The sequence below is a fragment of the Roseivirga sp. E12 genome (assembly GCF_017592825.1).
In the GTDB taxonomy this organism is placed as follows: domain Bacteria; phylum Bacteroidota; class Bacteroidia; order Cytophagales; family Cyclobacteriaceae; genus Roseivirga.
In genome coordinates, this window is the sequence record NZ_JAGFMD010000003.1 from 51,258 (window position 1) to 65,628 (window position 14,371).

The window sequence follows — 14,371 nt, forward strand, 5'->3', positions numbered from 1 at the left end:
CTGTATTTGATGTTATCCTCTTATGAATGTCAAGGTGACCACAAAAGTCAATCAGGCTTTACCATTGGTTAAAGCTGGTTTTAATGAGGAGCTATTTTTGAAGTTAAACCCTCCATTTCCCTCCGTATCATTATTGAGATTCGATGGTTGCGGTTCTGGCGATATTGTAGAGCTATTGCTTGACTTTAAACTAGCAAAGCAGAAATGGGTCAGTGAAATCACCTATGATAATGAGACACCTGAGCGATTCGAGTTTATCGATGAGGGTATCGTCTTGCCTTTTCCCTTTAGTTATTGGAAGCACCATCATATACTAATTGGCAATGCTGAAGGGTGCGAAATAGTTGATAGCATAGAGTATAAAGCAAAAAACAAATTAATCACCATTCTTCTTTATCCTTTATTATTATTGCAATTCGTTTATCGAAAACCAGTATATAGACGAGTCTTCAAATAAAACTAAGGGTATGAATACTCCGTTAGTGTTAATTAGTTGGCCTTGGCGCCATACAACCAAAATCATTACCATGCGATATACAATACTGACACTCGCGCTTTTATTTTCAATTAATAGCTTTGCCCAAAACTCTCTCGGATTCTCTTTCGATGATGGCAAGCAGTATGTTGAATTGAGCTTCAAAGATGAAAGTAACCTCATTGTTGTCCCAATTCTCGTGAACGGGGAGGGCCCTTTCAATTTTATTCTAGATACTGGCTCTGAGTCAGGCATGATCTTCGATCGTTTTGTGATTGCGGATAATAATCTGGCTAACGCCAGAACGATTCCTATTTATGCCGGAAATGGTGACAAAATCACTGATTTAATTGTCGCTAGTAACCTCAGTATAAAATTAAATGGTGTTAGCGGAAAAGATCAATCCATGCTTTTGCTAGAAGAATCTGGAAAAGATATCCGTAACGTATTAGGTGTTGAGGCACATGGAATTCTAGGTTCTGAGCTATTCAATCGCTTTGTGGTGGAAGTGGATTACGCAAATGAAAAGCTTCGCCTTTACGAGCCTGACAAATTCAAGGCACCAAAAGGATTCCGTAAAGTGGATGTTGAGATCCGTGATTTTCGCCCATACATCGAGGCTCAAATCAAGCAGAAGGGTCAGAAAAAACAGAACGTTAACCTATTGATCGATACTGGTGCGAGTAGTGCCCTATTTTTAGATCAGGAGCGTCATGAAGAGATTGTGCTACCAAAGCACACCATTGATCATTCTTTGGGAAGTAGCCTCATTGGCGAACTACAAGGCAAAGTGGGGAGAGTACAAGGACTTCGTTTTGGAAGGCGATTCAGGTTTACTAAGGTTGTGACTTCATTTCCTGAAAACTGGCAGGTGAAGAGAGTGGTAGACGGAATCGAAGGAAATGCCAAACAAATCAAACGTTACGGCACTATTGGTTCTGATGTCTTATCTCGCTTCAATGTCATTTTTGACTACCTCAATGAGGCCATTTACTTGAAGAGAAACGATGATTATAAAAACACCTTCAAGTTCAATACTGCTGGTTTCACTTTTAGCGCATCAGGAGAAGAGTTGAATAGATACTTTGTAGCTGACATTATTCCAGATTCTCCAGCCATGATAAAGGGTTTGAAACCTGGCGATGAGATAATTTCAATAGGTGATAAGCCTGTTTTCTTCTATTCTTTTGCCAGTATGAACAGCCTTTTAAGACAGCCTTCCGGGACTGTATTGAAAATTGTAGTCAAAAGAGACGGCCAGCTAATAGAGAAAACAATAGAATTAAAGGATCTGATTTGATCCTAATTTCAAGCCATAAAAAAAGCCCCGCCCCGAAACTTCGGGGGTCGGGGCTTTTTTTATGCAATACTGTTTGTCTTACTTAGGATCAAGGATATTCTTGATTCTCTCAAGAGCATCTTCTAAGTGAATCTTAGACATTCTGTCCGCGGTTCTTGGAATAGCAGCTCTTACTCTAGACTGAAGTGTTTTCAGCTCTGCTCTCACAACTGGTCTGATGTCAGACTGACTGGCATCGATACCCGGTCCAAAGAACCTTCTGAACTGTGCTGGTACTGAAGGCATTTCACCTGTCATCAACAATTCCAAACGCTCGATATGAGCTCTCTGAAGATTCCTTCTATAAGTATCGATTGTTCTTCCTCTAGAAAGCTCAGACCAGATACCGTTTCTCACATCGGAGAAAAGCTCAGTGATGCTGTAGGCATCAGAACCGTTCATAGCATCATTTTCTATAACTCTTCCAAGTTTTCTCCACTCAAGAAGTGAGTTCATAGCATTTACCTGAAGTGAACGCATGCTTTCAACAGCGCCATAATCCTGAAGTCTACCGATGATCTCTTGATCCAACATCCATTTTGGCGTATTGAATAGGTTATCAGTGATGAACTTAACCGCTTCTTTCTGTTTCGCTTTTGGAGCATGAGTATATACTAAACCATCCTGATCGGCAGTTTTGTAGTTCTCTTTTACGCCACCTACATAGCGACCAACATGACCCATATATCTGTTAAACTGAGATCTTACTTCACCGTACATCTCCTGCAGTTCGGTATAATCCGAGCCAGGAACGTAGGTCCAATCTCTAAGGTTTGTCATGATTCTCTTAAGGTTAGCAATACCATAATCACTGGCTTTCATTGCGTCATCACCTAAGTCTTCGCTCTGAGCAGTATAGTCATTTGCATTTCCTTGACGACCATACCTATAAAGTGGGTCTCCGTTTTTCTCTTCGATCCATCTTCTCAAAGTAGGTACTTCTGCCTCTGGTGAGTCAGCATCCAAAATTGGTCTGTAGCCCCAAGAGATAGCATACTTATCATATGCACCAACTTCTGGCATTAAAGCAACACCTGCATCCTCTGGCTGAGCGATGTAGTTAAAACGAGCATAATCCATGATGGAAGGCGCAGTACCCATTCGCTGAGTAAAAGAAGCTGATCTTAGTGAATCAACAGGGTAAGCATTACTTGAACCAAAGTTGTGTGGTAAACCTAGTGTGTGTCCTACTTCGTGAGAAGATACAAAGCGAATCAAACGAGACATTACTTCATCATCGAACTCAGAGCTTTGTGCTTGTGGGTTGATCGCAGCAGTCTGTACAAAGAACCAACGCCTAAGTAGTGTCATTACATTATGGTACCAGTTGATATCACTTTCTAAGATTTCTCCAGAACGTGGGTCTGATACGTGAGGACCATTAGCATTAGGAATCGGAGAAGCCAAGTACCTTACTACCGAGTAACGTACATCTTCAGGGCTCCAATCTGGATCTTCTTCCTTGCTTGGAGGATCTGCAGCAATGATCGCGTCTTTGAAACCAGCTGCCTCAAAAGCAACTTGCCAATCTTCAATACCATCTTTGATTGCTTGTACCCACTGCTTTGGTGTTGCTCTGTCTACATAGTAAACGATTTGTTTCTTAGGGACAACTAACTCTCCTCTACGGAATTTAGCCACGTCTTCATCTCTTACTTCTAGTCTCCAACGATCTAAATATCTGACCGTCTTTGATTGTTGAGCCTCAAGACCGTAATCTGTAGTTCCTCTAGCAAACCAACCTACTCTTTCATCAAAAAGTCTTCTTTGCATTGGCACTTCAGGAAGAAGAACCATTGAGTTGCTCATTTCAACAGAAATAGATCCATCTGCTGAGCTTGATGGAGAGTTACTCGCGAAATATGTCTTCACGTGTCTTAACTCAATGTTTTCAGGATAACTGCTTACACGAGATACATAAGACCTTGCGTTGTCTAGTCTTGTTACTCTGTATTGTGTTCTTCTAAACTGCGGTAAACCCAAAGGCTTAACATCACCTGTGAGAAGAGCAGTCACATCAACAACTACCCCTGACGAGTCCTTAGACAGCGCCTTGATATCATAAGCAGCTAAAATTGGCTCTAGGTTAGAGTTATTGACTGCCTCACTAATTGGTAGTGAATCAGCAGCTGTTATTGTTGTCGAAATAATTCTAAGAAGAATTTTGTCTTCAACTCTTTCCCAGCGAAGCATTTGTGTGTTGGTTTTTCCACCACCAAAGCCTATACCTGATGCTGTCTTGGCAATACGCGTTACCATTAGCATGTCTCTACCTAATAGGTCATTAGGAATCTCGAAGAAGTACTTCTTGTCCAGTTTATGAACATTGAAAAGGCCTTCATCCGTCTTGGCATCTTTGGTTATTACTTTGTCAAAAGGCTGAATACCGCCTTTTTTAGGGGCTGGCTTTTTAGGAGCAGGTTTAGGTGCCTCTTGCTCTTTTTTCGCATCTTTTTTCTTTTTCTTCCGCTGAGCTTCAGCGGGATTTACGGCTATCAGCATAAATGCCGCAAGCGCGCAAGCAACGAGTGTTGCTGGTCTTAGATTTAGTATTTTCATTGGATTGTATTTTAGAAATTCTGGTTCTTATCGAAATATAAACTTAATTCAAATTATAATGTGTCTGTTCCGTTTTATTTGAGTGGTTATAGACCTGTCTTAAGGGATATCTTGAAGGAAATAACAATCATTGGTGGTGGTTTAGCTGGTCTTGTCAGCAGCATTCTTTTGCAGCGCAAAGGCTATGATGTCAGTCTGTACGAGAAAAAGGAATATCCCTTCCATAGGGTCTGTGGTGAGTATATTTCTGACGAAGTAAAGCCTTTTCTCAAACGAAACGGTCTCTTTCCTGACACTTCCGAACCATCAGAAATAAAGCGTTTTGAGTTTACTTCTATTAAAGGAAGAAGCTTTGAACTGCCTTTGGACTTAGGGGGCTTTGGTATCAGTCGATATGTGCTCGATGATTTTCTATATCAAACCGCTCTTAAAGAAGGCATCAATGTGGTTACCAAAGCCACAATAATCGATACAAGCTTCGAAGCCGATCGCTTCGTTCTTAGCACAGCTACCGAACAGTTCGAAACCAAAGTAGCCATTGCTGCCTATGGCAAAAAGAGTGTGTTAGACAATAAGCTGCAAAGAGGCTTTACTCGAAAAAGAGCACCCTTTATTGGAGTGAAGTATCATATCAAAACGGACTTTCCGAAGGATAAAATAGCGCTACACAATTTTCCGAATGGCTACTGTGGTATAAGCGCCATAGAAGATGACAAGTACAACCTATGTTACCTAGGAAGTAGGGATAGGTTACGAAAATACGGGTCCATTACAGCGATGGAAGAAGCCGAAGTAAAGCGCAACCCATACTTGAAAGGAATATTCGAAAATGCAGACTTCCTTTTCGACAAGCCAGAAGTAATCAATGAGTTCTCATTTGCCCCAAAATCCGCAGTTGAGGAACATGTACTGATGACAGGGGACTCTGCGGGCTTAATCACCCCTCTTTGCGGCAATGGCATGGCCATGGCAATTCATTCTGCAAAAATTGTGGCCGACTGTATTGAAAGACACTATACAAAGGATAAGCTCAATAGAGAAGCGCTGGAAAAAGAGTATACCAAAACCTGGAATGACACTTTTAAAAAGAGACTTCGCGTTGGAAGAAGGACTCAAGCCCTTTTTGGGTCTTCAATTACCTCTGAAATAGCCGTGAGCTTAATGAAAAATTCTTCGTTTCTCGCCTACCAAATCATGAAGAATACCCACGGACAACCCTTTTAATAGACACCCACTACGGATAGAATATTGGTTGAATGCAAAAAGAGGTACAGAAAAAAGCCTCCTAGGCAGGTAGCCGAAATCCAGTTCAGTCGCATAGTATTTGAATAGTCAGCCTTAGATTCATCTTTTAATGCCTTAAAAAACCATTGGGTAAAGAAAATGATCACGGGTGACATGGCCACCAAGAAGATCAGCCCATAGTTCAGACTAAAGAATTCATTGAAATACAATACATAACCCAAGCTGGCAAGGCCAAAAAACACGCCTGTAAACAGAAACGTACCCTTAACGCCTAGTTTAATTGATAAAGTTATGTCTCCTCTTTTGGCATCTTCCTCGTGCTGATAAATCTGCGTCATGGGATAAGAACCCCATAAAATAGCCGAGGCCAGCAGCCCTGGAATTAAAACATGTGGCCTAAAAACATTGGCAAAAGGAAAGTCATTGAGCCCAATGTAGACCAGCCAAACCACCCATGCTCCTTGAAAGAAGCCAGCGATCAGCCAACTCGTAAAAGGGTACTTTTTAAGTCGAATTCTTGGGTTACTATAAGCTCTGGAAGCGATGACGTAGGCCAGCAGCATGGCCATCAGCGTATAGTTTCCTGGAAAATAGATGAAGGCAACCAACAAGCCTATAAGGTCAAACAGTTGCGCTAGCCAATACAACCCTTTGTCAACCGGTGGTGGGTTCTTTAGACCACCGATGCTCTTTTCATCCTTGTCATAAAAGCTGTTATAAGCATTACTGGCAGGATATATAAACAAGTGAAAAACTACAAAGAGGCCCAATAGGCCCGCTTCACTTAAGTTCGGACTGATCGATAGCGAAAAAAGGTAAATAGGGAGTAAAAAATATGAGAAATGAATGCGTAAATGGAGCCAGTTTGACCTTTTGAACATAATCCGATCTTTCGACAAACAATTTAGGTTAAAAACCACTAATATAGGATGTGACTAGTTCCATTCTTTCAATTGGCATTGCCGTACCAAAACACAAAATCCCTCAAACTCAGGTAGTGGAGTTCATGGCCAAGGCGCATGGTATGAAAGGTGCCGAACAGGGTCGTCTTAGAGCACTTTATAGAGCTTCGGGTATTGAGAACCGCTACTCTACCATTCCAGATTATGCTTCTGATCAATTGGAAGGTCGGGCTTTTTATCCGCCAAGTGAGGGTCTCGATCCATTTCCAACTACAAAGTTCCGGTCTGATTACTATCGAAAGGAAGCCATTGAGTTGTCCATTAAGAGTGTGAATAATTGTTTAGTCCAAACGGCTGTTGATGTAAAAGAGATCACACACTTAATTACAATAAGCTGTACTGGTATGTATGCCCCGGGCTTGGATATTGACCTTGTCAATCGCCTAGGCTTGAGTAAGAGTGTCGAACGTACTTGTATCAATTTTATGGGTTGTTATGCGGCATTTGTTGGTATTAAGGCCGCCAATGCATTTTGTGCCACCAACCCAAAGGCCAAAGTTCTTGTGGTCGCCACCGAGCTATGCACTTTGCATTTCCAGAATAAGACCGATGACGACAACCTCATTTCGAACGCGATTTTTGGTGATGGTTCAGCAGCACTCCTCATCTCAGCAGATACTTCGGTGAGCTCAGAAATTCAGTTGAAGCCAGTCGCTTTTCACAATGAAATTTTCTCCGGTGGTGAGCAGGAGATGGCTTGGAATATTGGTGATTTCGGCTTTGAAATGAAACTGAGTGCTTACGTTCCTGTGCTGATAGAGAAAGGCATTAAGAACCTAGTGCAACAGCTTAAAGACAAATTATCCATAGAAGAAATCCATCACTACGCCCTACACCCTGGGGGAAAACGGATATTAGAAGTCATAGAACAAGAGTTGAAACTCGAAAAAGATCAGGATTGGGCTGGCAGAGAGGTGTTGCGAAGCTATGGCAATATGTCTTCACCCACAGTGGTGTTTGTGCTAAAGAAGCTCTTTGATTCACTCAACGGCAGTAACAAAGGAGACAAAATTCTTTCTCTGGCCTTTGGCCCGGGCCTTACCGTAGAGTCTATGATCCTAGAAGTTACTTAAGCTTAAGAAAGCCCTCGTTATAAAGGAGGAATTTACCGAGAGTGGGGTGCGCACTCAATAATCTTTTCTGTTTGCTTAAAAAGAAAGATGAACTACTGCTCAGTGATGCTGGTTTCTTCGCCCTAAAAAAGTTTTGAAACATAGGCCTGCCCGAAGCATCAACAAAAGGCTCTCGGTCAACTTCAGCACCGGGTTTCATAAAAATGAATGGTCCTACAACAAAAGAGTTATCGGGGTAACTGTTCTTCAACTCCGTTTTCATTACCTCCTCTTCAGAAGGCAGAAATATATCTCTCCTTAATGGATAGTAAGCCCATGGATTCTTGTATTCACTCATCACCTTCAAGATGTGAGACTCAGCCTTTTGGTTTTGGGACTCCTCTTGAGCACAAACAGCGCTTACCAAAGTACTGGATATTAAGAGTGAAAAGAATAGCCTCGTAACGCTCATTATCCTTTAATTTAATCATTAAGTTTAATATTAACAGTTTGGTCTAAGGCATGTTTGAGAAAAGAGCTTATGAAGAAGAGTTAATGGATGACTTAGACTCTGGAGGGGAGATCATTGACCAAACCCTGCGAGAGTTGGAAACCATCAATCGCTTACTCGGGGGCAATCAGGTAACCATCAAGGGTCTTCAGCAACTTCTTCGAAAGCATTCCGGCAGTGAGCCGATCGTGATCGCAGACCTGGGATGTGGGGGTGGAGATATTATGATTCTCGTGGCCAAATGGGCAAGGAGAAAAGGCTACAAGGTTGAACTAAAGGGTTATGATGCTAACCCAAACATTGTGGCCTATGCTCAAAAGAACTGTGCCGAATATCCAGAAACATCATTTTACACTGAGGACATCTTTTCCGAAGATTTTAAGAAGAATCGATTCGACATTGTAATCTGTACCCTGTTTACCCATCATTTCAAAGATGACCAACTGATCTCAATCTTTCACCAGTTCAAGACACAAGCCAAAATTGGGGTGGTCATTAATGATTTACACAGACATTGGTTTGCCTATCATTCCATTAAGTTGCTTACACAACTATTTTCGAAATCACCAATGGTTAAATACGATGCTCCGCTTTCAGTAAGGCGAGCTTTTCGCAGAGATGAACTACTAAAAATTATGAAGTCGGCCGAAATCAAGGCTTTTTCTCTCAGGTGGATGTGGGCTTTTCGCTGGCAGTTAATCTTTTAATACACCCATTCTACTTTGTCGTCAATAGGCCTTCTCTTACCCTTGGGCCATTTCTCCTTATTGATACTCCCTACATATAGGAAGCCCAAAAGCCGGTCCTTCGCCCCAAGCTTAAAAAAGGGCTTTGCTTCTTCATAAAAAGTGACCCCTCCAGTTCCCCAATAACAACCGACCCCATGTCCCGTTGCTGTCAAATACATGTTCTGAACGGCCATAGCTACTGAAGATACCTCCTCCACTTCAGGAACAGACTCTTTGGGGTCCCTTACCATACCAATGGCGATAATATGTGAAGAGAGAAGTGGTTTTGTGGCCAGCTTTTGAAACTTGCTTTCATCAAAGTTACCCGCCCTGGTGCTCGCCTCCTTGTAAAGGTTAGACTGAAAATCTGCTAGCTTTTTTAGTCCATCACCACTGAATACCATAAAGCGCCAAGGCTCTGTATAACGATGGGTAGGCGCCCAATTGGCGTTCTCGATCATGTCTTTGATGACTTTCTCATCAACAGGTTCTCCGGTATATTGGGCTGGGTATATCGATCGTCTTTCTTTAAGCAATTGGTTAACCAACTCTGAGTTAAAATCAGGCATATCAATGATTCAGTTTTACTTTTAATCCGAAGTAGTAGTTAATTGTTGCCGCAGGCTGAAAATATCTTCTTCCAAATGCATTCAGGTCATTCCCCAAACTGTAGGAAACATCAAAAAGGTTATCCACACCTCCATAGAGTTCGATATCCTGATTGAATAGTCTTCCATGATAGCCAGCCCTTAGGTTCACAAGGTTATAGGCTCGGGAGAAAAAGGTATTTGCATCGTTCAATGGAATTGGGTCTGAGTAGTGATAGGTAAGGTTCATATAGATTCCATTGCGGAAAACCAGATCCGTTTGAATATTGACTACATGCGGTGAGGTTCCTGGTAAGGCCATGCCTGAAAAATCGTCACCATCGTCAATGTAGTTCTCGAATTGAAAGTCGTGATAGGTATAGGCAAGGGATGTACTCAGGCTTCTAACTAGGCCGCTTGCATCAGTCAACCAGTCCATTCTTGTCGAGAGTTCTAGGCCTTTTTGGCTGGTCTCTCCGGCATTTCTAAACAATACTACCCCTTGCCCATCCGCGAACGTGGTGATGGCATCACTCAACTGAAAGTAGAAAAGAGCCAGGTCAAAAGATAGTTTCTTATCGGCTGCAGCTCCCCGAAAATTGACTTCATAGTTCGTGCCTTTCTCGGCCTGAAGTCCTAGGTTAATACTTCCTTCATTCGTTCTTACCTCTGTGGTGGTGGGTGGAGAGAACCCGCTCATTACACTAAAATGAACGGAGTAATTATCATTAATCGTTTGTGACAGTGCCAGTCTTGGAGACCAAACCTCATTGAACTCTTTTCTAAAAGCTTGAGGATTGTCATTGATCTTGTCGATTGTACGGTCTATACGGTAAGACAGGCTGTTGAGGCTAATGCCGAAGGTTAGTCCTAGGCTTTCGCTCAGCTGATAGTCAAAGTTGGCAAACAACAGCTGTTGATCAATATCTACTTCATCCGCAAAGCGGATCGTGTCTGCCTGGCCGTCCACATTCCCAAAGTTCTTACCATCGAAAAAGGATTTTTGATACTCTATGCCATAGGTCATGTTCAAATCCTTACCACCTAGGCTTAGTTCATTGGTAAATTCCGAACGCAAACTGAATATCTGCTGGTTGTCTCTTTTATAATCGAGAATAAATGGGTTCTCGAATTTACTCGTGCTTAGACCTACATTGGTTTTATTAGACCAAGAGTCACTGATTTGGTACTCTTGACCCACGGTAAACAAAAAGTATTCATTGCCCACTGACGAGTTTCTTTCGATACTGTTTGGCCTTGATTGGCGAGGGTTTGCCGCACGTTGGTCTGGGTTTAGGCCTCCTGGGATTTGATAAAACAAGTCTGAGTAAAGTATGGAAGCCGAAATAGTCCTTTTATCACTTGGAAAGAAGAGACCATCGAGCTCGATGGTCTGTCTATCCAATCGGTTGTGCTCTCTATATCCATCTGATGTTTGGCTCGACCACTTTAAAGTCAGACTACTGTTTTCATTGAGTACATTATGCACCCCACTAAATTTCTGTGCTCCAAAAGATCCGAACGATGTGCTCAATAGGGAGGCATTAGACAACATGGACAAATCCGTGCTTTGAATTTTCATAACACCACCATTTCCGGCCCCAAAGGCACTTGCTGATGGGCCTTTCATTATCTCGAGCTTGGCGGTATTGTTCAGGTCCAGAAGATTCAAGAAGGTATTGCCTCCGGGTTCGGTAAAGGGTATTCCATTCCAATAGACCTTCACGTTTCTAACACCAAAGGGCGAACGAATAGAACTGCCTCGGATAGAAACCCGATAGCTTCCTCCAGCCCTTTGCTCAAATCTGACACCGGGCACGGTGTTCACAGCATTTACAAGACTTGATTCATCGAATCGATTGAAAGTGCCGGGAGTTATGTAAGCCAAACCACCCGATTGTCGATTCAAGGGTTGTTTGCCCGAAAACCCTTCTACTACAAGTTCACTCAGCACCTTGTTAGATCGGTTAAGTATGATGACTCGATTGTCTCCCTGACGTATCAAAAGGTTTTGAGTGGTATAGCCGACATATGAAATAGTGGCTGACCTAGGTTCCTGAATGTTAAGTGTGATCCTTCCCTCGGGGTCTGCAACATAGACTACCGAATCGGGTAGCATAACCAGGGTGGCTCCTGGCAAGGGCTCAAAGGACTCGTTTTTGATAATCACCTCCTGCGCAGAAAGTGATGAACAGAGCCAAAGCATGATGGCTACTGAGGCAGACCTGAGTATAAGGGTTGTTTTCGACATAAAATTCGCACTAATATCGGAGATTCGATCGCGAAACAAAGTTCTTGTTTATATTAATGGCAATGGATTCAACGTATAGGAGAGTCAAAGTTTTCGAAAACCAAACAGCCATGGACAAAGTGTTCGTGGAAAAAGACATTAGGGTACTTAGAATTGGTGAGCAAAAGCTCTGTCTGGCAAAAACGAAAAAGGGGTATTTCGCCTTTGAGGCTTTATGCCCTCATCAAAAACAACCCTTATCAGAAGGTAGTTTGAACGCCTTCAGTGAAGTTATTTGTCCATTACACTTCTATCGATTCAACCTAAAAACAGGTGAAGAAGCCAACAGGCTATGTCAAGCTCTCAAGACATTTCCTCTTGAGATAAATGATGAGGGTATCTTCATCAAGGTCTATTAGGTTTTAATATTCCCCGATAATGCATAATTTTCCAGCTTAGTGACCAAAGCTACGTACATTCTAAACCCTGTCGACCCTAATGCTCGGATCGTCTCGATGGATATATTGAGAGGTGTGGCCGTATTAGGCATTTTGGTCATGAACATTCAGAGTTTTGCTATGCCTTCCGTGGCCTATAGTAATCCTACAGCTTACGAAAATCTTTCTGGCAATGACCTTTGGGTTTGGCTAATGAGTCATGTCTTTGCCGATCAAAAATTCATGGCGATCTTCTCTATGATGTTCGGTGCGAGTATTGTGATGCTTTCTCAGAAGGCGAGAAAAGAGCACATGCGATCGACAGATTTACAAAACAGACGCTTTGTCTTTTTGGCTCTTTTCGGACTAGTGCACGCCTACTTACTTTGGTATGGCGATATTTTATTTATCTACGCCATTTGTGCCTTTTTCATGTTTATGTTCCGAAGTAAGAAGTCGGGGGTACAGATGAAGGCTGGTGTAATTCTATTGATAATAGGGTCGGCTCTCAGTTTGATCATTGGCTATACAACGCCAGTATGGGAACCAGGCGAATATGACGCCACGGAAACAGAAATCTGGACGCCAGAAGCCAGTGCTATTTCTGAAGAGATAGAATATTATCGAGGGACATGGGAACGCCAAATTCTCTACCGAGCGCCACAGGCTTTTCAAATGCAAACTACCATTTTTGTCTTTGAGACTTTCTGGAAGGTAGCGGGCCTAATGCTTATTGGAATGGCCCTGTATAAAAGACGTGTTTTTAAAGGGAAACAGAGCACCAAATACTACAGCAAAATGATTGGCTACGGCCTTGGACTTGGTCTTCCCCTCGTAGTTATGGGTACCATACTTGATTTTAATTATGAATGGGATTTCCGATTAAGTTTCTTTTTCTTTTCCCAACTTAACTATTGGGGTTCTGTTTTAGTCGCACTTGGTTATGTCGGTGTTGTAATGATCCTCACCAAGGACTCGGCAAGAGGTTTTATCTCCAGAAGGATGGCTGATGTAGGTAGAATGGCACTGAGCACCTATTTAATGCAGACCATTATTTGCAGCTTCTTGTTTTATGGCCATGGGTTGGCCCTATTTGGAGATCTCGATCGGTCTTTCCAGTTGGTTGTTGTGCTGGCCATATGGGTATTCAATATAGCCTTCGCCAGCATCTGGCTCAAAAGCTTTAAATACGGCCCGTTTGAGTGGCTTTGGCGTTCGCTGACCTATGGCAAAGTGCAATCCATGAGCAAAAACGATTAGCTACCGTAATACGGTGCGTCAATCAACTCTTCCTGATCATTTGATTTTACCGCAAAGTTGAAGCCCTTATGTATGGAGTAGGCCCCGTACTCTCCGCTTTTGCTCAATGCCAAGAAGCCCACCTGAAGGTCTTTGTAGTCGTTAGGATATTTGCGAACTATACGTTCAACGGCTTGTTTACAAGCCTCACTCGGGGACAGGCCTTGTCGCATTAGTTCGACAATCATATGGGCACCACAAATTTTAATGACAAACTCTCCCAAACCCGTTGCAGTGCAGGCTCCTACTTCATTGTCTACATAGAGGCCAGCGCCTATGATTGGAGAATCACCCACGCGCCCATGCATTTTCCATGCTGCACCACTCGTGGTACAAGCTCCTGATAAATTGCCCATATCATCCAAGGCTACCATACCGATGGTATCGTGGTTCTCAACATTAATTTTAGGCTTGTAGTCCTGATTCTTCAACCAGTTCTTCCAGGCTTTCTCTGACTTTTCGGTCAAGAGATTTTCCTCCTTAAACCCCTTCTCCACAGCAAAACGTCTTGCGCCTTCACCCACCAGCATAACATGGGGTGTGTCATCCATTACCTTTCTGGCTACCGAAATTGGGTTTTTGATATTCTGAAGAAAAGCTACTGATCCACAGTTCTCGAACTCATCCATGATGCAAGCGTCTAAGGTGACGACACCGTCTCTATCAGGAAAACCACCAATACCCACCGTAGCGTTATTGGGATCATCTTCGGTAATCCGAACGCCCTTTTCAACTGCGTCAACGGCACGTCCTTTCTTTGAAAGCACTTCCCAGGCTCCAGCATTGGCTTCCATTCCATGATTCCAAGTAGAAATCACTATCGGCTTTTTAGGGTCTTTTGGCGCCTCGCAGGCCATGCTGCTTAAACTAGCTGTGGTTACTGCTAAGCCACTATAGATCGATGATTTGAGAAATTTTCTTCGGTTTGCCATTTTCAGAATTTTGAT

General features: G+C 42.7%; 13 protein-coding genes. 7 read left to right on the forward strand and 6 right to left on the reverse strand.

Annotation, left to right across the window (positions count from 1 at the left end):
• Positions 1-22: 22 nt before the first annotated feature.
• Both J4E76_RS09705 and J4E76_RS09710 read left to right on the forward strand, forming a co-directional pair.
• Positions 23-457: a hypothetical protein gene (locus tag J4E76_RS09705; RefSeq protein WP_208503596.1), complete on the forward strand. Its 435-nt coding sequence runs from the start codon at positions 23-25 to the stop codon at positions 455-457.
• Between the two features lie 10 nt (positions 458-467).
• A complete protein-coding gene (locus J4E76_RS09710; protein WP_208503598.1) occupies positions 468-1,775 on the forward strand; it encodes an aspartyl protease family protein in 1,308 nt (435 codons plus the stop codon).
• 78 nt (positions 1,776-1,853) lie between these two features.
• On the opposite strand, the gene J4E76_RS09715 is transcribed toward J4E76_RS09710, so the two are convergent.
• Positions 1,854-4,373, reverse strand: a complete 2,520-nt coding sequence (locus tag J4E76_RS09715; RefSeq protein ID WP_208503600.1) for a zinc-dependent metalloprotease — start codon at positions 4,371-4,373, stop codon at positions 1,854-1,856.
• Between the two features lie 111 nt (positions 4,374-4,484).
• Between J4E76_RS09715 and J4E76_RS09720 the strand changes: the two genes are divergently transcribed.
• Entirely contained in the window at positions 4,485-5,597 is a 1,113-nt protein-coding gene (locus J4E76_RS09720) for an NAD(P)/FAD-dependent oxidoreductase (protein ID WP_208503602.1), read from the forward strand.
• Here the strand turns inward: J4E76_RS09720 and J4E76_RS09725 are convergent.
• Positions 5,594-6,499: a UbiA family prenyltransferase gene (locus J4E76_RS09725; RefSeq protein ID WP_208503604.1), complete on the reverse strand. Its 906-nt coding sequence runs from the start codon at positions 6,497-6,499 to the stop codon at positions 5,594-5,596. The genes J4E76_RS09720 and J4E76_RS09725 overlap by 4 nt on opposite strands.
• A 50-nt stretch (positions 6,500-6,549) precedes the next feature.
• On the opposite strand from J4E76_RS09725, the gene J4E76_RS21175 reads away from it, so the two are divergent.
• Positions 6,550-7,653: a type III polyketide synthase gene (locus J4E76_RS21175; RefSeq protein ID WP_208503606.1), complete on the forward strand. Its 1,104-nt coding sequence runs from the start codon at positions 6,550-6,552 to the stop codon at positions 7,651-7,653.
• Here the strand turns inward: J4E76_RS21175 and J4E76_RS09735 are convergent.
• Entirely contained in the window at positions 7,646-8,104 is a 459-nt protein-coding gene (locus tag J4E76_RS09735; protein ID WP_208503608.1) for a hypothetical protein, read from the reverse strand. The two genes, J4E76_RS21175 and J4E76_RS09735, sit on opposite strands and share 8 nt — an antisense overlap.
• A 50-nt stretch (positions 8,105-8,154) precedes the next feature.
• Here J4E76_RS09735 and J4E76_RS09740 point away from each other — a divergent pair, with 50 nt between their 5' ends.
• A complete protein-coding gene (locus tag J4E76_RS09740; protein WP_208503610.1) occupies positions 8,155-8,850 on the forward strand; it encodes a methyltransferase domain-containing protein in 696 nt (231 codons plus the stop codon).
• Here J4E76_RS09740 and J4E76_RS09745 read toward each other — a convergent pair.
• Together J4E76_RS09745 and J4E76_RS09750 are read right to left on the reverse strand one after the other, a co-directional pair.
• Positions 8,847-9,440: a nitroreductase gene (locus J4E76_RS09745; protein WP_208503612.1), complete on the reverse strand. Its 594-nt coding sequence runs from the start codon at positions 9,438-9,440 to the stop codon at positions 8,847-8,849. The genes J4E76_RS09740 and J4E76_RS09745 overlap by 4 nt on opposite strands.
• 1 nt (position 9,441) lies before the next feature.
• Positions 9,442-11,709, reverse strand: a complete 2,268-nt coding sequence (locus J4E76_RS09750; RefSeq protein WP_208503614.1) for a TonB-dependent receptor plug domain-containing protein — start codon at positions 11,707-11,709, stop codon at positions 9,442-9,444.
• A 62-nt stretch (positions 11,710-11,771) separates the two neighbouring features.
• On the opposite strand from J4E76_RS09750, the gene J4E76_RS09755 reads away from it, so the two are divergent.
• On the forward strand, positions 11,772-12,107 hold the full coding sequence (locus J4E76_RS09755; RefSeq protein WP_208503616.1) for a Rieske 2Fe-2S domain-containing protein: 336 nt from the start codon (positions 11,772-11,774) through the stop codon (positions 12,105-12,107).
• Positions 12,108-12,146: 39 nt separating this feature from the next.
• On the forward strand, positions 12,147-13,385 hold the full coding sequence (locus J4E76_RS21180; RefSeq protein ID WP_208503618.1) for a DUF418 domain-containing protein: 1,239 nt from the start codon (positions 12,147-12,149) through the stop codon (positions 13,383-13,385).
• Here the strand turns inward: J4E76_RS21180 and J4E76_RS09765 are convergent.
• Complete coding sequence (locus J4E76_RS09765) at positions 13,382-14,356, reverse strand: isoaspartyl peptidase/L-asparaginase family protein (protein WP_208503620.1); 975 nt, start codon at positions 14,354-14,356, stop codon at positions 13,382-13,384. The genes J4E76_RS21180 and J4E76_RS09765 overlap by 4 nt on opposite strands.
• Positions 14,357-14,371 lie beyond the last annotated feature (15 nt).